The organism is Spirochaetia bacterium 38H-sp, from assembly GCA_039023545.1.
Taxonomy (GTDB): Bacteria; Spirochaetota; Spirochaetia; order Winmispirales; family Winmispiraceae; genus Rarispira; species Rarispira pelagica.
Window position 1 is genome coordinate 240306 of record JBCHKQ010000002.1, and the last position, 24593, is coordinate 264898.

General features: G+C 42.2%; 26 protein-coding genes and 1 pseudogene. 7 read left to right on the forward strand and 20 right to left on the reverse strand.

All coding sequences use genetic code 11. The annotated features are described in order from the left end of the window. Positions 1 to 180: 180 nt before the first annotated feature. From rsgA to WKV44_05005, 3 genes are read right to left on the reverse strand one after another with little or no spacing between them, the layout of a single operon-like run. Positions 181 to 1104 (reverse strand): ribosome small subunit-dependent GTPase A, encoded by a 924-nt coding sequence (gene rsgA, locus WKV44_04995; GenBank protein ID MEM5947894.1) that lies wholly within the window; start codon positions 1102 to 1104, stop codon positions 181 to 183. Beyond that, complete coding sequence (gene murI, locus WKV44_05000) at positions 1104 to 1967, reverse strand: glutamate racemase (protein MEM5947895.1); 864 nt, start codon at positions 1965 to 1967, stop codon at positions 1104 to 1106. The genes rsgA and murI overlap by 1 nt, the downstream gene beginning before the upstream one ends. Beyond that, the gene (locus WKV44_05005) at positions 1903 to 2181 is read right to left on the reverse strand and encodes a hypothetical protein (protein MEM5947896.1); all 279 of its coding nucleotides are present in this window, start codon (positions 2179 to 2181) and stop codon (positions 1903 to 1905) included. Before WKV44_05005 ends, murI begins: the two co-directional genes overlap by 65 nt. Positions 2182 to 2230: 49 nt before the next feature. Here WKV44_05005 and WKV44_05010 point away from each other — a divergent pair, with 49 nt between their 5' ends. Both WKV44_05010 and WKV44_05015 read left to right on the forward strand, forming a co-directional pair. Further along, a complete protein-coding gene (locus WKV44_05010) occupies positions 2231 to 2839 on the forward strand; it encodes a pentapeptide repeat-containing protein (GenBank protein ID MEM5947897.1) in 609 nt (202 codons plus the stop codon). Further along, positions 2836 to 3405, forward strand: coding sequence for an MBL fold metallo-hydrolase (locus tag WKV44_05015; GenBank protein ID MEM5947898.1), 570 nt, complete (start codon positions 2836 to 2838; stop codon positions 3403 to 3405). Before WKV44_05010 ends, WKV44_05015 begins: the two co-directional genes overlap by 4 nt. 36 nt (positions 3406 to 3441) lie before the next feature. Here the strand turns inward: WKV44_05015 and WKV44_05020 are convergent, their stop codons facing one another. Genes WKV44_05020 through WKV44_05030 form a run of 3 tightly spaced genes read right to left on the reverse strand, consistent with a single transcriptional unit; the run spans position 3442 to position 5574 of the window. Further along, positions 3442 to 4386, reverse strand: coding sequence for an RluA family pseudouridine synthase (locus WKV44_05020; GenBank protein MEM5947899.1), 945 nt, complete (start codon positions 4384 to 4386; stop codon positions 3442 to 3444). A 4-nt stretch (positions 4387 to 4390) separates the two neighbouring features. Next, positions 4391 to 4888, reverse strand: coding sequence for a hypothetical protein (locus tag WKV44_05025; protein ID MEM5947900.1), 498 nt, complete (start codon positions 4886 to 4888; stop codon positions 4391 to 4393). Then, positions 4885 to 5574, reverse strand: a complete 690-nt coding sequence (locus WKV44_05030; protein ID MEM5947901.1) for a YggS family pyridoxal phosphate-dependent enzyme — start codon at positions 5572 to 5574, stop codon at positions 4885 to 4887. Before WKV44_05030 ends, WKV44_05025 begins: the two co-directional genes overlap by 4 nt. 348 nt (positions 5575 to 5922) lie before the next feature. Between WKV44_05030 and WKV44_05035 the strand changes: the two genes are divergently transcribed. Next, complete coding sequence (locus WKV44_05035; GenBank protein ID MEM5947902.1) at positions 5923 to 6240, forward strand: hypothetical protein; 318 nt, start codon at positions 5923 to 5925, stop codon at positions 6238 to 6240. Positions 6241 to 6253: 13 nt separating this feature from the next. Here WKV44_05035 and aat read toward each other — a convergent pair whose 3' ends face one another. From aat to WKV44_05085, 10 genes are all read right to left on the reverse strand, one after another. Beyond that, positions 6254 to 6994, reverse strand: coding sequence for a leucyl/phenylalanyl-tRNA--protein transferase (gene aat, locus WKV44_05040; protein ID MEM5947903.1), 741 nt, complete (start codon positions 6992 to 6994; stop codon positions 6254 to 6256). A gap of 16 nt (positions 6995 to 7010) precedes the next feature. Further along, positions 7011 to 9311 (reverse strand): AAA family ATPase, encoded by a 2301-nt coding sequence (locus tag WKV44_05045; protein ID MEM5947904.1) that lies wholly within the window; start codon positions 9309 to 9311, stop codon positions 7011 to 7013. An 8-nt stretch (positions 9312 to 9319) separates the two neighbouring features. Then, positions 9320 to 9664, reverse strand: a complete 345-nt coding sequence (locus WKV44_05050) for an ATP-dependent Clp protease adaptor ClpS (protein MEM5947905.1) — start codon at positions 9662 to 9664, stop codon at positions 9320 to 9322. Further along, on the reverse strand, positions 9645 to 9965 hold the full coding sequence (locus WKV44_05055) for a hypothetical protein (GenBank protein MEM5947906.1): 321 nt from the start codon (positions 9963 to 9965) through the stop codon (positions 9645 to 9647). Before WKV44_05055 ends, WKV44_05050 begins: the two co-directional genes overlap by 20 nt. A 20-nt stretch (positions 9966 to 9985) precedes the next feature. Further along, positions 9986 to 12004: a tetratricopeptide repeat protein gene (locus WKV44_05060; protein MEM5947907.1), complete on the reverse strand. Its 2019-nt coding sequence runs from the start codon at positions 12002 to 12004 to the stop codon at positions 9986 to 9988. Then, positions 12004 to 12672 carry a tetratricopeptide repeat protein gene (locus tag WKV44_05065; protein ID MEM5947908.1) on the reverse strand — a complete coding sequence of 223 codons (669 nt, stop codon included), beginning with the start codon at positions 12670 to 12672 and terminating at the stop codon, positions 12004 to 12006. Before WKV44_05065 ends, WKV44_05060 begins: the two co-directional genes overlap by 1 nt. A gap of 2 nt (positions 12673 to 12674) precedes the next feature. Further along, the gene (gene surE / locus WKV44_05070) at positions 12675 to 13433 is read right to left on the reverse strand and encodes a 5'/3'-nucleotidase SurE (GenBank protein ID MEM5947909.1); all 759 of its coding nucleotides are present in this window, start codon (positions 13431 to 13433) and stop codon (positions 12675 to 12677) included. Then, positions 13430 to 14581 (reverse strand): galactokinase family protein, encoded by a 1152-nt coding sequence (locus tag WKV44_05075; GenBank protein ID MEM5947910.1) that lies wholly within the window; start codon positions 14579 to 14581, stop codon positions 13430 to 13432. The genes surE and WKV44_05075 overlap by 4 nt, the downstream gene beginning before the upstream one ends. A gap of 108 nt (positions 14582 to 14689) precedes the next feature. Next, a complete protein-coding gene (locus WKV44_05080) occupies positions 14690 to 15382 on the reverse strand; it encodes a 5'-methylthioadenosine/adenosylhomocysteine nucleosidase (protein ID MEM5947911.1) in 693 nt (230 codons plus the stop codon). 126 nt (positions 15383 to 15508) lie between these two features. Then, positions 15509 to 17575, reverse strand: coding sequence for an adenylate/guanylate cyclase domain-containing protein (locus WKV44_05085; GenBank protein ID MEM5947912.1), 2067 nt, complete (start codon positions 17573 to 17575; stop codon positions 15509 to 15511). A 170-nt stretch (positions 17576 to 17745) separates the two neighbouring features. Here WKV44_05085 and WKV44_05090 point away from each other — a divergent pair, with 170 nt between their 5' ends. The 4 genes from WKV44_05090 to WKV44_05105 are packed head-to-tail and all read left to right on the forward strand — an operon-like array spanning position 17746 to position 20735. Continuing rightward, on the forward strand, positions 17746 to 18711 hold the full coding sequence (locus tag WKV44_05090) for an amino acid--tRNA ligase-related protein (GenBank protein ID MEM5947913.1): 966 nt from the start codon (positions 17746 to 17748) through the stop codon (positions 18709 to 18711). 52 nt (positions 18712 to 18763) lie between these two features. Beyond that, entirely contained in the window at positions 18764 to 19327 is a 564-nt protein-coding gene (gene efp / locus WKV44_05095) for an elongation factor P (GenBank protein ID MEM5947914.1), read from the forward strand. 14 nt (positions 19328 to 19341) lie between these two features. Further along, the gene (gene cysK / locus WKV44_05100; protein ID MEM5947915.1) at positions 19342 to 20271 is read left to right on the forward strand and encodes a cysteine synthase A; all 930 of its coding nucleotides are present in this window, start codon (positions 19342 to 19344) and stop codon (positions 20269 to 20271) included. After that, positions 20268 to 20735, forward strand: a complete 468-nt coding sequence (locus WKV44_05105) for an Rrf2 family transcriptional regulator (GenBank protein ID MEM5947916.1) — start codon at positions 20268 to 20270, stop codon at positions 20733 to 20735. The genes cysK and WKV44_05105 overlap by 4 nt, the downstream gene beginning before the upstream one ends. 115 nt (positions 20736 to 20850) lie before the next feature. Here the strand turns inward: WKV44_05105 and WKV44_05110 are convergent, their stop codons facing one another. The 4 genes and pseudogenes from WKV44_05110 to WKV44_05125 form a co-directional block, all read right to left on the reverse strand. Then, positions 20851 to 21345: a hypothetical protein gene (locus tag WKV44_05110; protein MEM5947917.1), complete on the reverse strand. Its 495-nt coding sequence runs from the start codon at positions 21343 to 21345 to the stop codon at positions 20851 to 20853. A 283-nt stretch (positions 21346 to 21628) separates the two neighbouring features. Then, positions 21629 to 21803, reverse strand: a pseudogene (locus tag WKV44_05115) (helicase-related protein). Between the two features lie 19 nt (positions 21804 to 21822). Beyond that, entirely contained in the window at positions 21823 to 23454 is a 1632-nt protein-coding gene (locus WKV44_05120) for a type I restriction-modification system subunit M (protein ID MEM5947918.1), read from the reverse strand. Further along, positions 23451 to 24593 (reverse strand): AAA family ATPase, encoded by a 1143-nt coding sequence (locus WKV44_05125; GenBank protein ID MEM5947919.1) that lies wholly within the window; start codon positions 24591 to 24593, stop codon positions 23451 to 23453. The genes WKV44_05120 and WKV44_05125 overlap by 4 nt, the downstream gene beginning before the upstream one ends.

The window sequence follows — 24593 nt, forward strand, 5'->3', positions numbered from 1 at the left end:
CGCTACATAGGGCAAAACAAATAGAAGGCGCAGTGATTCCTGCCTACGGCAGATGAGGTGCAAAATAAAACATAAATATAAAAAGCAACATACAAGTATAGAAAAATATGCGCCCGCATGCAGGCAGAGCCCACAGGCTCTGCCGTTCGGTCTATGCTTTTAATAAAGGGAGATAGCAAATCAGAGTTTTTCTAGCTCAAGTATATCGTTGTAAAGCCTCACATAGCTGTAATACCTGTCCGCATTTAGTGTCCCGGATTCTACGGCAGCTTTTACAGCGCATCCGGGCTCGTCTATGTGAACGCAGGAAGAATACTGACAGTCGCATGATAATTGCGCTATGTCTCTGTAAAAAAATCTAAGCTCGGAGGAGTCAACACCGTATGGGATAAAGTCGCGCACGCCTGGAGCATCCGTTATGTCCATGCCGTCATAACAGAAAGAACGGGCAAATATTGTAACATGAGAACCCCTGTTATATTTTTTTGATATCTCTCCTGTCTTCTGGCTTGCCTGCGGGTATATGGCGTTTATAAGACTGGATTTCCCCACACCTGATTGGCCCACAAAAAGAACACGCTTATTCTTCCAGATATCAAAACAGTCACTAAGGCCTATTCCTGTAAGTGCAGAGACTCTTCTTACAGGATAGCCAAGACTTTCGTAAAGCTGGAGAATATTTTCTACATTATCAGGTATTCCAATATCAGTCTTGTTTAGAAGTATCATTGCATCGCAGCCCGGCATAAGCTCTGCTTCTACAAGGATTCTGTCTATAAAACGCGGACGAAATGGAGGATTATCAGGAGAGCTTATGCAGACCACTATATCCAAGTTGGCAGCTATGGTTTGAGGCTGTTTTTTTTTGATATTATAGCGCAAGAAGGCATTCTTTCTCTCTAATCTGTTTTCTATATAGCCCTTATGAGACTCTATAGAATCATAAAAAAAAGATACACGGTCACCCGGAGCAAGAGGATTATAACCTCCTACAGAATCGGATAGAATCTTGCCTCTTATCCTGCATTCAAATACTTCTCCTGTGACATCCTCCTCTATAGTAAAAATATTGTTGATACCGTATCTTACAATTCCTTCCGGCATTACAGCTCTCCACAAAAAGACAATCCCAAATCCTCAAGAAAACGCACATATTCTGCATTATAGGAGTCTTTGCCCGTATGATAAAATTCTGTCTTTGTATTCTCACAACAGAATTTTTCCTTGCACCTTATATAACGCAGTATCCGCTGCATCTGATGACCTACACCATCCCTTGAGTCTATTACGGAGACATTTGGGCCTGCAAGCTCTGAGATTTCTTTCTTAAGAAAGACAAAATGCGTACATCCCAGCACTATTGTATCTGCACCGTGTGAAGAACAATAATCCACCTCACTCTTTACGGCAGCTATCTTCTGATCTTTGTCCGCAGTAACAAACTCTAGCTCCACAAAATCCACTATACCCTTTGCGGGCACTCGCAGCACCTCACAATCAAATGCAAACTCATCTATGAGAGCCTGGGTATACATATCCCTTATTGTTCTTTCTGTTGCAAGAACACCTATTATCCTGTTTCTGCTCACGCTTGCCGCAGGTTTGATAGCAGGCACAACTCCGACAAAAGGAATCTCAAAAGTATCCCTGAGCGCTTCTATCGCAACAACAGAGGCTGTATTGCAGGCAACAACTATCAGCTTGGGGTTAAATTGTTTTATGGCATTGTCGACAACTTCAAGAATGATTTTTTTCAATTCTCCGGCCGTCTTTACTCCATAGGGAAAGTTTTTTTTATCCGCTATATATATAAAATGCTCGTTTTTTATATTTTCCATAGCCCACAGTAGATACGGGATACCACCCAGACCGGAATCAATAAAAACAACAGGTCTGCAAAAATCATCCAAAGAGGTCATCAAGCGCTTTGCGAGCTCTTCTTCGTTTCTCTTCCTGTTCGGTAACATCGGCAACATCCTTGGGAGAAAAATAAGCACAGAAATTTGCAATCTCTTTATCGGATACAGGCTCAGGAATGGTCTCCCTGCACTGCCAGTGGGCATCCGGATCATAGAAGCGGCAATTTTTGCACACTTTTGCGTCCCTGCCACAGGAAGGACAGATAGTAGTCCTGAAAACCTTATCCGCAGTAATATCTGCGCCACAAAAACTACATTTCATAAAAAATATTGTAATTGTAAAATCATATAAAATAAAGTATGCTATGACTATGCCTAAGATTTATAACTGCTCGTATCCCGGATGCAGCAACATAACCTGTCAGGAAGATGGTTTTTGCCTGGGGCATAGCAGCCGGGAAGAAAAAGAAAAAGCAATTGCAAACATAAAAAAGCTGCTCAGCGAAAAAAAAAGAATAGAAGGCGTCTGCATGTCCGGCATAGACATATCAGAACTTGAGCTTTCCGGACATGATTTCTATGACTGTGTTTTTCTCGGAATACGTGCGGAAAATATGTCAATAGAAAACGCAAGCTTTAATTTATGTTTTGGTGACTACAGTGTATTTAGAAACTGCATTTTTAAAGAGATAAATACAAGATTTTCCAGCTTTTCCGGCTCTTTTTTTGAGCACACTGTAATAGAGGATTCCAATATTTTGCAGACCAATTACAACGGTGCTACCATAAAGGATAGTGCCTTTAAAAGCTGCGATTTATACCACAGCCGTTTTATTAGCTCAAAGATATTTAAGAGCAAATTTTACGACTGCAATCTAAAAAGAACATATTTTTTAGAATCCAAACAGGAAGATGTTAAGTTCCCTTATTGTAACGTAGAAGATGCTTATTTCAAAAGAGAGGAGAAATTCCTTATATGAAAGTACACGCTCATTTTTCTCTTCCCGGTTTTTCCAATACATACATACTCGGACACGAGGATGGAGGAGATGCCATAGTAATAGATCCAGGGACATTTGACGAACATATGCTCAATTATCTGGAAAATAACAACTATTATCTTAGGTACATACTTATAACCCATGCTCACAAAAATCACTACGACGGGATAAGAACCATACGCAAGATATACGACGCAAAAATATATAGTAATAATATCAATATAGAAGGTATTCCCTGCAGCATCATACAAAACGGAGGGAGCATAAACCTGGGAGAAATAACAGTCAATGCGGTATCCGTACCTGGACACAGCAGAGATTCTCTTGTCTATCAGATAGAAGACATGATATTTACAGGAGACTCTCTGAGTGCAGGAAAACTTGGCAAACCCATAGACTCTTACGGAAAGGCTCTACTTATAACATATGTAAAACAAAAACTCCTAAGCATGCCGCCATATCTGAGGATTTTCCCCGGTCATGGACCTCCTAGCCTTGTCCGTACAGAAAGAGAGTACAACATAGATATAAAAACCAACAAGTAATATAAACACAGTAATAGCTCAAAACCTACAGGCTAATTATCTGTACCTTGCGGAAAGAGTTCTGAGGACTTCTTTAAAACGCACAGGAAGAGGAGCTCTAAAGCTGGCAATCCTCTTTTTATCTGGCAGGGGAATGGTAAGTCTGTATGCATGCAACATGAGCGTAGCATCCGGGAAAGAAGAATCGACTCTGGAATAAAGCGGATCACCAAGAATAGGGCAGCCTATATGTGCCATGTGTACTCTAAGCTGATGAGTCCTTCCCGTATGAGGATATAAAGCAACCAGAGAGTATCTGCCATAAGAAGATAATACACTGTAGAAAGATTGGGAAAACTTACCTCCCTCGTCATGCTCAGTCAAAATAAACTTTTTTCTGTTGCTGCGGCTTCTTCTGAGCCATCCCTCTATTGTGCCGTTTTTTGCAGAAGGCAGCCCTTTTACAACTGCAAGATAGATTTTTTTTACCTGCCTTTCCCTGAAACAGGAAGAAAAAAACTCTTGCGATGCCTTATCCTTTGCTGCAAGCAAGACACCGGAGGTATCTTTATCCAGTCTATGAACAATACCTGGCCTAAGGTTATCGACATCATCAAAACCTTCTTCTTCATACTCTAAACCAGCAGAGAAATATCTGTATGCCAAGGCATTGGCAACAGTTCCCTCAGGATTCCCTGCTCCAGGATGAACCACAAGCCCTTGAGGCTTGTCTATAACAATGCAAAACTCATCCTCATAGAGCACACTGAGCTCTATATCCTGCGGCACAAGCTCTGTATGAGGTACAGGCTCCAAAATGCCGCTTATGGAAAGCCCAGCCACAAGTTTTTTTGACAACTTACATGGTTTTCCATTGACCACAAGACTGCTTACCCTCTGTTTGACTTGATTTCTAGATATTCCCAGACGCGAGGCTAGAAATTCATCCAGTCTGAGCCCCTCATCAATAAGAGAAGAAGAAAAATAAAAAGGAGTTCCCATCCGTCTACTCCTCAATACTGGAAAAATAAGAAGAAATCGGCATGGATATACCAAAGTCAAAAGAAAACGTATAATCATCAGAATACGATAGATTATCAGCAGAAGATATAACAGAAAAAGAAGAAAGAGAAGCAGAGTCGTTTGAGAAAGAAGAATATACGATAAGATTATCCACAAGCGCAGCAATAAGAGAGAGTACTGCAGCACCAAGAATAATGCCCTGATGCTCCGCATCAGAAAAATCAGCCCCTCCGGGCGGACCAAAAGGAGCTGGGGCATAAGAATAATCAAAACCACTATTGGCATAGCGATAAAAAGAATATCCAAACTGAGAAAAGAATAAAGAGAACGGAAAAATTCCAAAACTTATAATCTCAAATCTCCTCAACCTGACAGCCCACAAGGGAAACTCGCCATCAGAATACGGCTCATAATCTGGATCTGCAGAAAAGACAGGAAGAGAAACGCAAATGATAAGAAAAAAAAGCAAAAAACGCCTCATCCTCTGTCTCCAAAAAACAAACTGCCAATTCTGAGAAGAGTGGAACCCTCCTCAATAGCAATCCTATAATCGTTGCTCATCCCCATGGAAATCTCACGCCAATCAAAAGCAGGAAAATCCCTCTTGCATCTGTAAAAAATTTCCCTAAGTCCAGAAAAGGTTTTTCTTATCACACTCTCATCATCAGTATACGGAGCCATAGTCATAAGTCCCACAGGAACAACGCTGGTACAACCTGCAGCAAGCTCCACAGCCTCGCAAAGCTCATCATAAGAGGAAAACCCATGCTTGGACTCCTCCCCAGAAACATTCATCTCAAACATAATCTCAATCCTTTTTGCCAGAGAAGCCGCATATCTATCAAGCACGGAAATCACAGACAATCTATCAATAGAATCCACAGAAGAAAAAATCTCCGCAGCCTTCTTTGCCTTATTTCTCTGTAGATTACCAATCAGATGCAACTCCACATCAGAAGCAAAAAAATCCCGCTTTTCGATTGCCTCTTGCACCCTACTCTCGCCAAAAACCCTTATTCCCGCTGCATAAGCAGCCTCAATTGCCCACGGTCCGTGAAACTTGGTCACAGCCATGACCCTAACCGACTCAACACTCCTTCCTGCTCTTATGGCAAGAGAGGCAACCTCATCCGTAAAACGCCTGATTTTATCTGTCACATCCTGCATAAAAAAAGTATAACATGCAAAAAAACCATAAAAAAGCCCCTTTTATAAAAATAAACCGAATGCAGGATACGCTCCCCATACAAAGAAACAATGCAAGACAATGCGCGCATCCTGCTGCCTTTAGCGAGAATTACGCAAAGACAGAGCAAAAGATAATTCTATAACGCTCCATGCTGTGCAAAAAAGAACGCCAAAGGCAGGCTTAGCGAGCCCGGCATAAAAAATAAGCTTATCCGGCGAGCTAAAGCCGTTCGGTATATTTTTGTGTTATAATAGAAAGCAAAAATTATATTGATATAAATCTTGCAAGCGCGGATTGAGTGAATTATCATATAAATAGAGGGTGTAATGTACGCAAGACATGGCAGAAAATACTTGCTAGCAAAAAAACGCTGGGAATTGATACGGCTCTTACAGTACGATACCGATTTCCTAAAGACATCATTCAAAATTCTGAGCAGGCTACTGGTACTTTATCAGGACATGTGCCTTAGACTGCCATATATAGAAAAAGAAGAACAAAAACAGGAGATGGAAGCCATCAATCAACTTGCCGAAAAATCCAACATAGAGTTTCTATTACATGAGATTCCAATTGTTATGAAAGAATTGGAAGATATCACACAGTCTCTCAACTACATGCGGATTTACTGCAAAACTTTCTGACACAAGAGATAGGTCAAAACTCCTGGGATGATAAAAGATTACCTATAAGCCTTATATCCCATTTTTTTGGCATAAAGGTACTTTTTACACCTACCTTAAGCTCCTTTAAAAACCTATTTCTAGATATAGTTACAGCTCCCATCGACACAAGATGAGGGGTTTCCACCTGACAGTCTATAAGGCTTATCCCTTGCATCTGCCAGATTTTTTTTGACATAAGGAAAGCTATCTTTGAGGCATGAGGGACAAGAGAGAACATTGACTCTCCAAAAAAAACAGAACCAATAGAAAGACCGTAGAAACCTCCTATAAGACGATCATTATGATAAAGTTCTACAGAATGAGCATAACCAAGTTTGTGCATTTCTTTATATGAATTGAGCATTCTATTTGTTATCCAAGTGCCTTTTTGCCCAACTCTTTCTATGCGTGCACAATTTTCTATCACAGAAGAGAAATCCGTATCCGTAACAAGAACATATGTATTTTTTTTTGTTTCTCTTAGAAGTCTTTTGGATACATGCTCTGAGCCCGGATAAAACACACACCTAGGATCAGGTGACCACCATATTATATTCTCTCTATCAGAATTAAACCAGGGAAAAGAACCTCCTATGTATGCAGAAATAAGCATCCCCGGACTAAGGTTGCCTCCTACAGCAACAAGTCCATCTTCCGCATATATCTCAGGATCCGGGAATTCTACAATTGTCTTATGATCCAGCTCTCCAATATCCGGTATCCATACAGGCATAATAATAGCAAAAACCCTATTCTGTTTTTAGAACAATATCATCAGATTCTACGTATATAAAAAGCTTCCCGCCTTTTTCAAGAGAACCAAATAATAGCTCGTCAACAAGAGGAGAAGTAATCTTCTGCTCGATAAGCCTTGCAAGAGGCCTTGCTCCAAACTCCGGAGAATATCCCCTCTCAGCAAGCCAATCTATTGCCTCATCGCTCACTGTAAGTTCTACATTCTTCTCTGACAGCATAATACGCAGCGTATCCAGTTCTTTATTAACAATCTTTCTAACAACTTCCATAGGCAGACGTTTAAAAACAATTATATCATCCAGCCTATTTCTAAACTCCGGAGTAAATATTCTCTCCACTTCTCTGTTTATACTATCTTCTTTTACAACATTGTTGCCAAAACCAATTAGAGACTGCCCTAGCTCTCTTGCTCCAGCATTGGAAGTCATAATTATGATGATATTTCTAAAATCGGCTTTTCTTCCTGTGTTATCCGTAGCAGTAGCATAATCCATAACCTGCAGAAGAAGGTTAAATATATCGGGATGAGCTTTTTCTATCTCATCAAGAAGCAAAACAGCATGAGGATTTTTTCTCACAGAATCAGTAAGAAGGGCTCCTTCATTATATCCAACATAGCCAGGAGGAGAGCCCAGCAATCTAGAAACACTATGTTTTTCCTGATATTCGCTCATATCAAAGCGCAATAATGGGATAGACAGAATATCGGACAGACTTCTTGCAAGTTCTGTTTTTCCCACACCAGTAGGTCCCACAAAAAGAAACGAGGCAACTGGCTTATCCTTTCTGCCAAGCCCTGCTCGAGACCGTTTTATAGCATCTACTACCTTTTTTACAGCCTCATCCTGACCAAAAAGTCTTGAGCGTATGGCATCCATCATCCCTGCCAAGTTCTTTTTCTCAGAATCTCCGGCTCTTTTCACAGGAACACGGGCAATAAAGGATACAAGCTCTTCTACATCTTCCGGCAAAACAGGCACAGGCTCTGTAACATCATCCCCTTCTTTATATGTGCGCATATGTATTCTGGCACCCAACTCATCCATAACATCTATGGCCTTATCAGGTTGGAACCTGTCATTTATATATCTGGAAGAAAGCTCTACTATATTCTTGATAATATCATCATCGTATATAACATTGTGATGTTTCTCATAATTAGCCTTAAGCCCTCTCAAAATCTCTACTGTGTCATCAAAAGAAGGCTCAGGTACATCTACCTTCTGGAATCTTCTGAGAAGAGCAGTATCTGCTTCCATAAATTTTTTATATTCCTGATAAGTAGTACTTCCCATACATCTGAGCTTTCCAGAAGCAATAACAGGCTTTAACATATTGGAGGCATCCAGATTGCTGCTCATAGAGGAGCCAGCACCCATTATAGTATGAATCTCATCTATAAACAGTATTGCCTTTTCTTCTTTTATGAGCTCATCGATAATTGCTTTAAACCTCTCCTCAAAATCTCCTCTGTACTTAGTGCCGGCTATTATCTGTCCCATATCAATACTGTAAATTCTATATCCCTTTAAAAGAGGAGGAACTTCATCGTGTGCTATCTTAAGCGCAAGACCTTCCGCTATTGCTGTCTTACCTACTCCGGCCTCTCCTACAAGAACAGGATTATTCTTGATTCTCCTGCAGAGAATTTGCATTACTCTCTCCAGTATATCCTCACGACCTATTATAGGGTCTATCTCTCCCCTTTTTGCTTTCTCCACAAGTTCTATAGAAAAAGAAGACAGGATTTTTCTCTTTTTCTCCTTCTTCTTATCTTCCTGTGATTCCGATGTTGCAGTCCTCTCATCCTCAGATTCGCCGTTATAGTCATCTGAGATATATGCTTTTACAGTATTTACAGCATTTAATAATCTGTATTCATCAACACCTGCTTCTCTTAAGACCCTAGAGGCATAACAATCATCTACTTTATATATCGCAACTATAAAATGATCCGACCTGACTTTCTGGTGTCCTGCTCCCATAGATATTGTCTGAGCAAGGTATATGACCTTTTTAAGATTCTCAGTAAACCATAAACTTATCTCCCCATCAGTATTCTTATGGGATGTCCTTACAGGTATATATTTTTCAAGGTAATTGCCTATAGAATATAATACATCTCCAGAATTGACTTCTAAAATCTCAAAAAAGCCAATCTCATCATATTTTTTTGCAAGCTCATAAAAAATATGCTCAGGGGTTATATATTCGTGCTGCTTTTCCTGAGCCAGTTTTATGGCCTTATGAAAAGAGGACAACAACTCTTCAGTAAAAAAATCTTCCCAATTCATACTTGCTCCTAAGCAGGCTCCATTGTGCACCTTAGAGGAAAATTATTCTTCTTAGCTTCATCGTGCACCCTAGAAATTTTTGTAACAGCTATATCATAGACATAAGAAGCAATTCTTGCACTGCCTTTATTATGTATAGTCATCATAAGTTCTGTAGCTTCCAGAGGATTCTTATCAAAAACACTCATAAGAACATTAACAACAAAATCCATAGGAGTATAATCATCGTTTAACATAACTACCCAATACAACTCAGGCTCTGTAATTTTAGGTTTAACACTTACAGAAGCCTCCTCATCAGGAGAAAAAGCCATAAAAACCTTAGTATCCTCTTTATTTATCAACATGCTCATAGAATCCCCCATATCTGTAAAAACTCACATAAGCACAATCAGGAGGCATATGCCTGGCAAAAAGGGCATGAAAAATATTAACTTTTCTGCAAGTCTTACACACCTCAAAACGCCTCTCATAAACAGTACACAAATTGCTATCAGTATCAAGATACTCACATGGCCTGTCATAATCAATAAAGAGCGTCCCATCAGGATAAACACTTCTTGTATAACAGCACTTGCCACATCTGTTACAAAGCTCTTCCCAATTTCCTCTACCTTTTTTTAAATAATATAACAAAGCATCTATATTCTTCATAACACCTATTAATATAAAAATCATTGAGCAGGAGCAAAATATCCTGACTCATCCCTTCCTGACCGTGTAAAGAAATGTACTTCTGCCTCCACAGGTATATAAGCCCTACCAAAATCAGAATTGCTATAGGAAGTATACTTAAGAACATATCGCCCGGAAAGTTGGGAGTATATCATAGACACAATAACATCCATACCTTTGGGATATGATGCCGATATAACTCTACCACCAGTCTTCTCCGCAAGATAAGAAAGCTCATCAGGAACCTTGCCATTATTAAGAGCAACGACATAAAAACTAATCTCATTCTGTATAAAAAGTCCCAAAACAGCATCAACACTGACATGAGAAAAAGCCTGCCTACCCAGAACACCAGAAGAAAAGAAAACCACAGCTCTTTTTCCTCTGGCCTTCAATACTGTAAAGGCAGCCTGCACAAGAGCATCCTCTATATCCCAGTCAGCAGGGAAAGCACCGGCTACCATATCAGAAGGAAGAATGCTATTTTGAGAATCATTCTTTGCAATAATAACAGGAGTATCCTTTGCAGCATAAAGAGATATTCCTCCCTTTCCAGAAACTGCATGCAAAAGTTCTGCTACAACATCCTTAAGCCTGTCAGAGTATCTCACCATAGAAGGAGAATGCTCCATGACAAGAGAAACATCTATCCTCTTTGTTTTATTAGCAGAAAATACAAGCTCAACATCTCCCAGCCCCTGACCGTTTTCCGTTATTATAAAGCTCTTACTAGGAATACCTACAAAAGGTTTGCCATACCTATCCCTTACACTTACATCTATCATAACCTCTGGGAATTTGCTTGCATCCACTCTCTCTATATCCACATATATTCCGCCATATACAGAGGCGACATCCACAAGATGATGAATAAGATTGGTTTCTATATCAGCAGCAATAATATCTCCGTTAGGTGTAAGATCTATTCCCATAAGATGCCTTGCACCTATTTGAGCTATATTTGCAATCATACCTGTAGAAGGAACATAAAGAAGTAATTCTCTGCCATTTGAGATAATAAACTTGTCTGACTCATATACAATAATATCCTCAGGAGAATCTATAAGCCCTTCCACCTCTTTTCTTACAAAATTACCATAAATATCAAATACAACAAGCCCCTTTAAGGAAGCATCAAGGACATAGACCAGCCCATCATGCACAACAATTCCTCTTGGCTCGGACAGCCCCTCAAAACCTTTAACCCTGCCCCCAAAAGACATCAAGAACTTACCTTCTTTTGTAAACTTGCTTACCCTTTTATTTCCCTGTTCTGTAACATACAAGTATCCATGGCTATCCATAGCTAGATATTGCGGTCCTAGCAAATTCCCGTCACCACGCCCTGTTTCCCCTATTATTCTTATCCGCTTACCAAACCTGTTAAAAACAGAGATTCTATCAGCCATAAACTCCGTAATATATACCAACCCATCCTCATCCTCCAACACATCAAAAGGAGCACTGAGCCCAGGAAGTTCTCCCTTTAACATATCCACAGAAGAACCAGAGCTATCAAGCAACAGGACAGAATTACTACCCATGGCAGAAACCCAAACCATACCATCCTGTCTTACAAAGACACCAGAAGGACTGTAAAAAGTCATAATCCCTTCATTTATCCCGCTTTGCGAATAAGCAGAAACAAAAGAAGACTCTCTATCCTCATAAGGCAGAACACCAATCCAACGCCTTACGGTATCGTATTTATACTGCAAATAAGGAGGAACCGGTGACAACTTGGACAAAGAATATTTCCACTCTGATAAAGCAGGCTTATAATATCCACTTCTAAGATATGCCCTTCCAAGCCAGACATGCATATTCACATTATCCGGTTTTAAGCTGATAGCTTTTTGAAACGACAAGATAGCCTCATTAAAAAATCCCAGATGAAAAGCCCTAACGCCCCACCTAAACTCATCCTGAGCCTCAACAGCCTTTAAATCCACATCCTGAGCATGCAAGAAAAAAGAACAAGAAAACAATACTAAAAAAACAATCCAAAACTTTTTCATTATAACTCCATGATAACACGATAATGCTCATTAACAAGAGGATGGTCTGGTAAAAGTTTTCTTGCCACACGTATAGCAGCTTGAGCATCTCTCTTCTGACCATTCTTATACAACGCCCAGGCATAAGAATCATGATAAGCAGGATTAGAAGGAACCTTATCAAGAGCTCTGCGACAATACTTTATAGCAAGAGGCAGTTTTATTCCCTCCTCTGCAAGTATATATCCCATAGAATTAAGCGCAGAAGGATTATCAGAATCCATAGACAAAGCCTTATCCAAGGCCTCAAGGCTATTTACTGTATCGCCCTGCATATACAACACATGTGCAAGCGCAGCGTACACACTAGCAGAAGAAAAACCCTCTTCTATCACCTTTGAGAACTCAAGCTCAGCAAGCTTAAAACGCTCAGTGATAGCATAAATATATCCCATAAGCATTCTTGCCTGGTATCTCTTAAGAGGATGGGAATCAGTAGTGAGGACCTGTTCTAGATAAAGAAGAGCCTCTTCATACTCCTTCATCTTGGCATAACAAAGGCTCATATAATAAGCAATCTCAGAAGGCTTAGCCTCAAGAGTATCACTCTTTAAAAATTCCTTAATAGCCTCCGGATATTTACCTTGACGATAAAGCTCCTTACCATTTTCAAAAGGATTATCAACCATAACTACCCCTCCCGATAGTTATTAACAAGCTCAGAAGCTTTCCAATGAACCTGAGGATGAACAAAAACAGGAGAAACAGACACATCGCCCCTGTCAACAACAACACTATCCAGCTCAAGGTGTTCATCATATCCTGACGCATCAACAGCAGAAACACTTACACCTGTGCCATAAACAAGAAAGTACTTGGAAGAATCCACAGAATCCATAATTTTAACACTATCAGTATAGATACGACGCGACGGACGAGTAAAAACAAGCCTACTATCAACACCAATATCAAAAGCATTGACATTAAAAAACATATCAGGAATCCATACATCCAGAAGAGAAGGAAAAACCTTATAAAAAAAACCTGCAAGAGAAGAAAAATCATCAGAAGAATAATCTGCAAGAGAAACAGCAAAAGCAGGAATCTCCATAAGAACAGCCTGCCTGGCTGCAGCAACAGTACCGGAGTATATGATATCCGTTCCAAGATTGGGACCCTTGTTGATACCAGAAACAACAACATCCGGCCTTGTCTCCTTATCCATACATGCAATAACAACACAATCCGCAGGAGACCCACTACAGGAAAAAACATTATCCCTTATCTTCTTTCTTCTAACAGGCTTGAGGAGAGAAAAAGAATGTGACATACCACTTCTCTCCCCATCAGGAGCAATAACAACAACATCAGCTACAGAAGAAAACACCTCATAAAGAGCCCATAACCCCTTGGCATCAATACCATCATCATTGGTAAGTAAAACTCTCATAACCTGGAAACAACCTCAACACCATCAGAAGGAAGCGAGACCATATAAGACGGAACAAATCCAAAAATTCTCTCATATTCATCTAGCTTTTCTTTATACTCGGGAATAACAGCCCTATCCATAAAAGCAACAATACTACCGCTAAACCCTGTTCCCACAATACGGGACCCGTAAACATTGGAAATCTCATAGCACCTTTTGGCAATCCAATCAAACTCAGGACTGGAAACCTCAAAATTATCCCTAAGACTCTCATGAGAACGAGACAAAATCCTGCCAAATACAGAAAAATCCCCTCTCTCCACAGCCTGCAACGCCTCATTAACCCTGGTAACCTCCTCCAGAATATGAATACACTTCTTACGCATCCCCTCAGGAATACTCCCCAGCGCAGTCTTTAATCCAAGCACAGGAAAATCAAGCAAAGAACGCTTATCCTTTTCTTTTAAAAAATTCTTGAGAAAACCCGGGAACTCATCATCAAAATCCCCATACTCCTCCGACAAAATATGCTCGGGAACATTGACATCAACAACAAGAAAAACCTTATCCTGCATATCAAACGGCACAACAGAAACAGCATCCTTCCTAGAATCAGTAACAACAAGATTTCCGGGAGAAGCATTAAGCATGGTAAAAAAATCCGCACGCCTCGGAACGGTCTCCAAAAACTCCTCTTGACCCATACGTATATAGGATACAAGCTCCTCATCAGAACAAGAAATACCAACAAGCTCCCTTATAGCAAAAGCAAAAGCCATCTGCATAGCACTGGAAGAAGCAAGCCCCACCTTCATAGGAATATCAGAATCAATAGTAACCTCAAGCCCGCAAGCAGGCGCTCCCTTTTCTATAAAAACAGAATAAAACCCCTTAAGATAATTGGACCACCTATCTTCCTTCCTGTACTTCAAATTGGGCACACTAGTCTTCTTTCTCTCATTGAGAGAAGCAGAAAAAAACCTGAGAGAACTATCACGGCGTCTTGAAACAGCAACAGCACACCTAAGGTGAGAAGCATATTGCACAACAGGACCACCATAGTCCTCCGTATGCTCTCCCAGAAGACTAACCACAGCCGGCGCAGTGACCACAATCTCCGGGAAACTCCCATATTCCTCTTTATGGAGTTCCCTTATATCCGTCATACCGTGCCCCTCCTAAAAATCTTTATCATATATTACAGTAAAAGGGACAAGAGTTCAACAAAAAAACTATTCCTTTACAACACAAAAGAATCAAGAAACCAGCAACACCTACCCCCACCTGTCAAACAAAAACTCAAGCGCCTCGGCAAGATGAGAAGAAGACCTATTAAGAAAAGCAGAAAAATCATCAGGCGCATTACCATCCGCATTATCAGAAACAACCCGCAACAAAACAAAAGGCACAGCATTTACCCTGCAAACAAGAGCAACACTAGCACCCTCCATCTCAACAACATCACCCTTAAGCTCCTCTGTAAGATAAGGCATTCTTGCTCTCTGCTCACCCGCAATAAACTGGTCGCCAGTCAAAACACGACCAAAATGAACCCTTCCCCAATCAGGAGAAAACCCTCTCATCTTATCAACCAAACCCTTATCCGCCTCAATAAACCTATACACAGTATAAGGCACCCTGCCCCGCTCTATCCCCATAGCAGTCGCATCAAGATCATGCTGTACACAATCCAAAGACACCACAAGATCACCCACACAAAGAGATGGATTAACAGACCCCGCAATCCCCGTAAAAACAACAGCCTCTGGCCTATACTCCTCTATAAGATGCTGACACACCATAGCAGCCAGAACCTTCCCTACCCCGCTCTTAGCCACCACAAGCTCAAGATTCTTATATCGCATCCTGTTTACAGGCACACCATTCCACTCATCACCATCCACAAACTCAAAATGCTCAGAAAAACATGCAAGCTCCTCTCTCATAGCACCCAGGACAAGAATCATCAAAACACCTCCCTAAAACACAACAATACCGAACGGCAGCCCTGCGTTGCTTGGCTGCCTGCCTACGGCAATAATAGTACAACAAGCATAAAAAAATAAAGAATATCTTACAAACTAATACAAAAACTAAGAATTAAGCTTAAGATAACCATCCCAGCCCTCAGGAACCCCAGAATCCTTCAGACTCAAAGCCTGACGCAAATACACACGCGAAGGAATATCAGACGGAACAGACTCCAAAACCTTTCTAAAAAGCTCAATAGCAGTATCAAAATCACGCTGAAAAAAAGCAAACATACCCTGTTCAAAAAAATCATAAACAGAACGTAGCTTTTGCTCCACAAGGAACTCCCTATCATTAAGAACCTGAAAGACAGACACAGCAGCGGACTTTCCCTTAACCATAACCTTACCTAGAAAACGCAGATGAATATCCGCAGGATTAGCAAGCGACATAACAACCTGCTCAGAAATAAGAATACTCGTACCAAAAGCCTTGGTAAGACTCTCCAACCTTGCCGCAATATTAACAACATCAGAAATAACGGTAGTATCCATCCTAAGCTCCTCACCCACAGTACCAACCATACACAAACCACTATGGATACCAATACCAGTACGCACATGAGGCCAACCCCTTGCCTCATACCTTCTATTTAACACAGCAAGCTCCCTCTGCATCTCAAGAGAAGCAGCAAGGGCATCATCAGCATTATAGGGAAAAATAGCCATAATACCATCACCAATATACTTATCAATAAAACCATTATGCCGCCTTATAATGGGACCAATACAATCAAAATAACCATTAAGAAACTCAAAACTCTCAGAAGGAGTCAGCTTTTCCACAATACTGGTGAAATTCCTGATATCAGAAAACATAAGAGTAAGCTCAGTCTCCGTCTGATCACCAAGATGGACATCCTTTATAGACCCCTTATGCATAAAAGCCAAAAACTCCTGAGGCACAAACTTATAAGAAGCCTCGTACAACTCCTTCCAGTTCTTTTCCATAGCATACTTTTCTTCTATAAGAACCTGCAGTCGCTTAAACTGAATCAAAGTAAGCAAAACAATAAACACAAGAAAACCGGCAGGAATAACATTGAGAGAAAACCAATTAGAAGGAATAAACCCCAGTCCCCTTAGACCAAAAACAACAATACTCAAAATAAGAAGCACATAAGAATAAAGAAGCTCCCTACCCAGAAAAACATTCTTCCCATTGGCACGCAAAACCAACCACAAATTGGGAATAAAAGACAAAATCCCAGTTATAGCAAAAACCTTGACATAAAATTCCGGCTCCGTAAAAAAAGTAAGAACAATAAAAAACAACGCAGCCACCCAGAAAGGCATAAAAATCCAAAAAGAAACAAAATCAGACTTCTCTCCCTTAAAGAAAAAAATCATAAAAAAACCAAGAGCAACAAGCCCCAGAACACCACATATAACATAAGCATGAAACAGCGAGATAATATTCTTAGGAAAAAAGAACAAAACAAACCCATCCTGGATGGACTGAAAACCCGCATAAAACACAATAAAAAGAGATAAAAACAAACTGGCAATACCATCCGATTCTCTCTTGTAAACATAGAAGAAAAAGAAATTAATAAAAGCAGCCAGAAGAATAGCACCTATAAAAAGCCCTTCTAGAGAAACCTCTTTGGAGGATTTCACCCTGTAAACATCCTCCTTATAAACATACAAAGGAAGCCTCAAAGTCCCCTGGGTATCAATTCTCAAATACATCCTATTCTTCCCATAATGCAACAACACCGGAAAAACAGGCCGGTAAGACCCCACATAAGAATCATTACCATAAACTACCCATTCCCCCTTATCATCTTTTACATACAACCTAACATCATCAACAAGACTATAATCCAAAACAATAAGAAAAGACTCCGATCCCTCTCCGGTATAGTCCAGATCAAGAGAAAACCACATAGGATACCGTTTAAAACCAAAAGACACATCTCCACCCGCAGAAACACTCTTAAAAACATAAGAAGTAAGAGAAATAACATCCTTTATATCAGCCTTACCATCCTTATCCTCCCAGTAAGAAAACCGCCCATCCACACGGATTACAGTATCTGTCGGCGACACAACTATAGACTCTGCATATAAAAAAACAGACATAAAAAAAAGAACAACAATAACAAGAACAATCTTAAGACCCCTCATAACACTCCCACAAAATAAATATTATACGTATTCTGCAGTTTTCTCAACAAAAAAATAAAAAAACTCCATAAGATCCAATATCCCAAAAAAATCACTCATAAAATATTTACACATACAAATCTTTTCCCTATACTATCCCAATATCAATAAAAACAAAAAACAGAAAATACATGATAGACAAAACCACAGCAAGAATAAGATCACAACTTCTAAGAACAATACGAGAATACTTCTATAAAAACGGATACATAGAAACAGACACCCCGATACTCTCTCCCACACTCATCCCAGAAGCCCATATAGAAAACTTCTCCACAACATATATAGACACACAAAATAAAGAACACACACTCTACCTCACACCATCACCAGAAATATGGCTAAAAAGACTGATAGCCCAAGGATATGACAAAATATATCAAATAACAAAAAGTTTTAGAAATACAGAGACCCTTACCACACATCACAATCCAGAGTTTACCATGCTTGAGTGGTATACCATACACACCACTCATACAGAACAAATACAAATAACACAGAACATGTTAAAGACAATAGCAGAAGAAATCCCATGTCCTATCCTTAAAAAAAATATAGAAATAATAAGCATGGAAGACGCCTTTAAAAAACATGCCGGCTTCTCTCTCCTGGAGAACTACGAGCACAAAAAACTACAGAAACAAGCAGAAAAACTCAACATGAACATCAATACAGATGAAGAATGGGAGGACACCTTCCACAGAATTTTCCTTACCCACGTAGAACCTTACCTGCCACAAGACAGACCAATTGCACTTACAGACTATCCAGCAGACATACCATGCCTTGCAGAAAACCTGCCGAAAACACCATGGAAAGCCAGATGGGAACTATACATAAAAGGCATAGAAATAGCCAATTGCTATCAAGAAGCAAGAAAAGAAGAAGAACTCACACAATTCTACCTCAACCAAGCAGACAAAAAAAGCCATAGCAAAACACCCGTAAAACCAGACAAAGAAATAACAGAAATATCAAAAAAAATGCCACCCGTAAGCGGAGTTGCACTAGGAATAGACAGATTACTTATGATAGTAAGCAACAAAGAGGACATTAGGGGGGTGATTTTCTTTCCATTCTTTGATAAAATAGTATGAAAATACAACATTTTTTTATAATTACATTATTAACACAGGAAGGTTTTTACGTATGATCAAAGCAGGAAACATAGAAAAAGGAATGTATTTACTCTTCAAAGGTGAACCCTACCTTGTAGCAGAAAGAGAGTTTGTAAACCCCGGTAAAGGCGCAGCATTTGCCAGACTCAAACTCAAGCACGTAAAATCAGGACAAGTACTGAGAGAAACAGTAAAAACAAACGAGACAGTAGAAGAAGCACATATAGAAGAAAGAAAAGCACAGTACATGTACAGTGACGGAACAGCCTATCACTTTATGGACAACCAGACATACGACCAGTTTGAGATACCCATGGCAGGACTAGAAGACAGAGCCAACTATATGAAAGAAGGCGACAGCTTTGACATAGTTTTCTGGAACAACGAGCCAATAGACATAAAACTTCCGCTAAAGATGATTCTGGTCGTTACAGAAGCCCCAGAGGCAATAAAAGGCGACACAGTAAGCAACGTAACAAAACTCGTAACATGTGAAACAGGCCTCAAGGTAAAAGCACCAATCTTTATAAAAGAAGGCGAGAAAATCCTTATCAACACAGAAACCGGAGAATACGTAGAAAGAGTAAACAACTAAAAATCGGAGACACAATGTCAAAAGATCCTGTCATAAAAAATATAGACAAACTCACGGGAAACACCCCACTCTATTATATAAAAAGCCTGTCAGAAGAAACAGGCAACAACATATATGCAAAACTGGAGTGGTATAATCCCACAGGCTCTGTAAAAGACAGGATAGTATCATACATACTACAAAAAACAGAAGCAGTCGGGCACATAACCCCCGGCTGCACAATAATAGAACCCACAAGTGGAAACACCGGAGTAAGCCTTGCAGCATACGGCACAGCAAAAGGATATAAAGTCATACTCATAATGCCGGACACTGCTCCAGTAGAAAGAAGACAAGTACTCTCTGCACTAGGAGCAGAACTTATAATAACCCCCGCAGAGCAGGGAATGCGCGGCTCCATAGAAAAAGCAGAAGAACTATCAGCAAGCATAAAAAACTCCTTTATGCTGCATCAGTTTATAACACCAGCAAACCCAGAAGCACACTATGAAACCACAGGCCCAGAAATATGGAAACAAACAGGCAGTAAAATTGACATACTCATAACAGGCATAGGAACAGGCGGAACAATAACAGGCACAGGCAAATACCTAAAGCGCAAAAATCCTTATATAAAAATCATAGGCGTAGAACCCGCAGAATCCCCTGTGCTAAGCGGAGGAGAAGCAGGAAGACACACAATAACCGGCATAGGAGCAGGCTTTATACCCAAGACACTGGACATAAAAATACTGGACAACATAATAACCATAAAAAGCACAGAAGCAAAAGAAGCCGTAAAACTAACAGCAAAAAAAGAAGGCCTACTTATAGGACCATCATCAGGAGCAAACATAAAAGCCATAGAAAAATACTGCAAAGACAACAACATCAGAGGCAAAAACATAATAACAATATTCCCGGATAGCGGAATATCATACCTTTCTACAGGACTATACAGATGAGAATAACAACAAAAGGCAGATACGGATTAAGAGCACTATTAAACCTTGCAATGAGTGCAGAGACAAAACCAGTACCAATAAAAACAATAGCAGAAGAAGAAGGCATATCACCCGAGTTCTTGGAACAAATATTCTTTAAACTGAGAAAAAGCGGCATAATAGACTCTGTCCGCGGCCCCGGAGGCGGCTTTATAATAAAAAGACCATTGGAAGAAATTAGCATAAAAGACATATTTGATGCAGTAGAAGAAGACCTTGGCATAACACCTTGCACAGAAGACGAGACAAAAACAGGCCCAGAACTCTGTAGCAAAGCAGAAACATGCCTACTCCATGGTATATGGCAAGAAACAGCCACTCATCTGAGAAACTACTTTGCATCAATAAGCCTCAAAGACCTCATAAGCAAAGCGCAAAAAGAACTCTACGATAACATCCAGAGCGGACAAGACTTCTCCATATAATAACCAGAGCACACAAAAAAAGGCATGACCCCATGTCATGCCCCAATACAAACAAAAAATACCGAACGCTTTCCCGCTAACGCGGTCAAGCTGCCTGCGGCAAAAAAACACAAATTTATTGCGCCTTTTGCAAAATATTTTTCAACTGTTTTGCAACAGAAATCTCAAGCTCATAAAAAAACTTTTCTGTATTTTCAATTACAGAAATAAACTTGGCTCTACCAGCCCTTGCATCTTTCAACAAATCCTTGAGCCTTTCATAAAAAGGTTTAAAAGCATTCGCCATATCTTTATCAGGCGAAAATAGGGGAAAATATATTTCTATTTGAGACCTCAGTACTCTTTCTGTTTTTTCAAGCAAAAAAATAGTTTTTAAAATATTATTATCAAGCATATTCTGCGTTGGATTTTCTCTTAACTCTTTACCAATATCATAAAACTCTTCTATGCGTTCCTCAACAAATCTTAGAAAATCTTTTAAGTTAGAGACAGCATACATGGCTAATTTTTGTTTCCTGGATTTGCCATGAGAAAGCAAAAACGATATCGCAGCACCAATAATAGAAAGAGAAGTAGCAATATCAAGCCCTATACTAATTTTATCAAGCATTAAAACCTCCTAAAAAAAATAAATTGATCTTATTATTTTATAAAATTAACCAATTTGTCAATAAATTAAAATCGCTTATGTCGTTAGTTTTATGTATTGGGATGCTATCTTTTCATTTCATATCACTTAATCAATGATAACTCCATAGCAGCCGATTCACCACCAGATAGGTCTCCTCGCCACGGTCCCAGAGCGAGCAGAACTTGGATTAGCAGGCATAGCGAAAGGCTATCATGTCCTCAAACAGAATCAGCTCCAAGCCCCGTTCTCGGCTCCCTTAGAGGACACGGTATTCTAGCAAATCCTCGAACACGAAATTGATGGCGCCCACAGTAAAGGTATAGCCGATGCGGTCCCCCCCGGCCGATACGTTGTTCCAGGCGCATCGGGTTCCAGGGGACGTCATAGTTGATGACCACATGACAAAACTGGAGGTTGAGACCCTCACCACCGGCGTCCGGGATGTGCCATCGGTGTTCATGGCAAATCAGGTAGCCCGAGCTCCTTCAGGAACTCGTTGTGCCGGGCCCGGGCGGCATCGATTTTTTGCGCAAGCTCGGTAAGCTCATTGTGTACTTGTGTCAAGTCCACCTCGGGCTCGGGCTTGGCCGTGCTCACATAGCGGGTGATGTTGAGGTTAAAGTCGTTCTCCGCGATTTCCTCCATGCTCACACGGCGGGAGACGAACAGAGCGCCGTTTTCGAGCTCCTCCTTCACCTCGCGGCGGAACTGGTAGGTCTCGACGATCTTGTCGATGTGCTCAGGCAGCAGGCGGTTCTGGCGCTTGCCCTTCTCGTAGAGTTCGGCGGCGTTGATGAAGAGCACATCGTCGAACTTCTTGCATTTCTTGAGCACGAGGATGCACACCGGGATGCCGGTGGAGTAGAAGAGATTGGGCGCAAGCCCAATCACGGTGTCGATATTGCCGTCTTCGAGCAGCTTCCGGCGGATCTTCGCTTCTGCGTTGCCGCGGAAGAGCACGCCATGGGGCAGGATGATCGCCATCGTGCCCTCCCGGTGCAGGTAGTGGAATCCGTGCAGCAGGAAGGCGAAGTCGGCGGCGGACTTGGGTGCGAGGCCGTAGTCCTTGAAGCGGAAGTCGTTCGCCAGCTCCTCGGTGGGATTCCAGCTCAGGCTAAAAGGCGGATTGGCCACCACCGCATCGAACTCGATCTTCTTCGCCGGGTTCTCCTCGCGCAACAGCGGCCACTCGTTTGTGAGCGTATCGCCGTGGAAGATCTCGAACTCGGTGTCCTTGAGCCCGTGCAGCAGCATGTTCATGCGGGCCAGGTTGTAGGTGGTGATGTTCTTCTCCTGCCCGTAGAGCTTGCCCACGCCGTGCCTTCCCATGCGCCGGCGCACGTTCAACAGCAGCGAGCCGGACCCGCAGGCAAAATCCAGCACCTTGCCGAGCTTCTCCCTCTTGCCGTTCGCCGGGTCCTGGGCATCGAGCGAGACAATGCCCGAAAGGATGCTCGAAATCTGTTGCGGGGTGTAGAATTCGCCGGCCTTCTTGCCGGAACCTGCCGCGAACTGGCCGATGAGGTACTCGTAGGCGTCGCCCAGAAGGTCGCGATCGGTGGGAAACTCGGCAAGCCCCTTGTCGATGGTCTTGATGATGACGCAAAGCCGGTCGTTGCGCTGCTTGTAGTCCTTGCCGAGCTTTTCGGAATCGAGGTTGATCTCCGAAAAGAGTCCTTGGAAGCTGCTGGCGAAGGATTCGTTTTCGATGAACTTGAAGCCCTTTTGCAACGTGTGGAGCAGCTCCGTATCCTGGGTGCGGGCCTGCTCGGCGATGCTGCTCCACAGGTACTGGGGCTTGATGACGTAGTGCACCTTGCGGCGCATCACGTCCTCAAACATCGCAACGTCGTCCGGATTCTCTTCGTACCAGACGGAAAGCGGTGAACGGCGGTCGTCCTTGGGGAGCTCGGGCCAGTCCGCGCCCAGTTCTTTCTTCGCCGCCTCCTCGTAGTTGTCCGAGAGATAGCGCAGAAACAGAAACGCCAGCATGTAGTCGCGGAAGTCGTCGGCGTTCATCGCGCCGCGCAGCTCGTCGGCGATGGCCCAGAGCGTCTTGCCCAGGCGCGTTTGATCTTGTTCGGTCATGCAGTTACCTCCTCAGTTACCGCTTCAGGAAAAAGCTCGGGGTTGAAGCGGTAGTTGTTCATGAAGTCGTTAAGGATCTTGCGAAAGATCGCTTTGTTCTCTTCCAGCATCTCCACAGGCTCGAAGAGCGAATAATTGCCGTGGCTCAGAAGCTGGACATAGCGATGGTGCAGCTCTTCGTCCTCGTCGTCGGGGTCGCGTTTGATGATGTCCCCGAAGTGGTTGAAGCCGTGGAAGGTGGCGGTCCTCTCCAGGATGCTGCGCAGGATGTTGAAGTGGTAGGTGTAGAGCCGGCCGGACTCAGCGGCCTTGTGCAGCTCCTTGAGCATGGCCACGTGATAGAAGCGGGGCGTGTCATTTGTGTGTTGCAGCTCGAACTCGGATCCTCTCGTTCTGAGAAAGAGGCAAAGCCCGGACCCACGTCGAATCTGGTTGCGCCATTCATTGCAAAGAACATTGAAAAAGAGTGTGTGATGGGAGGAGATAACGGTCTTAAGACGATCCTGCCGCTTAAGCATATGCACAAGATGTGCGGCCACGGCGATGGCGTTGTTCTCGTCCAGTGAGGAGATGGGATCGTCGATATATAGGTATTTCACCCAGTCGTAGGCCTCCTGGCCGTCGATGGCGAGCTGGGCGATGGCGAGGAAGAAGCACCAGATGAACATGTTCTCCTCGCCGCGGGAGACCTTGATGAGAACCGGCTCCTCCTCACCGTCGTCGTTTTTCACCGTTTCCCGCCAGAAACGGACGGTTCCTGCTTTGTAGTCGATATCGAACTGAAAGTCCGCATAGCGGCCCAGGAAGCGGCGGATGCGGCTTTCCATCTCCAGCTCCTCGAGGCCGCCGAAGAAACGCGAGGCGGTGTTCATGCGCAAGACACGCTCGCGGTCATGCTCCAGATCGTTGTCCCAGAAGAACAGGTCCTCGGTGAAGGCGTTGAAGTAGAGGGTGTCGCGGGCGACGGTCTCGCCCTCGGCGTTGCGCTGCTTGCCCTGCTCCTTGAAGGCCATGGACAGCCGCGTCTTGCCGGTGCCGTTGTAGGCGAAGATGAGCGTGACCTTCTTGTCGAGGCTGCGCAGGTGCCGCGCCACGGCGTCGAGTTCTTGGAAGGTCTGGATGCTATCCTTCGCCGCCAT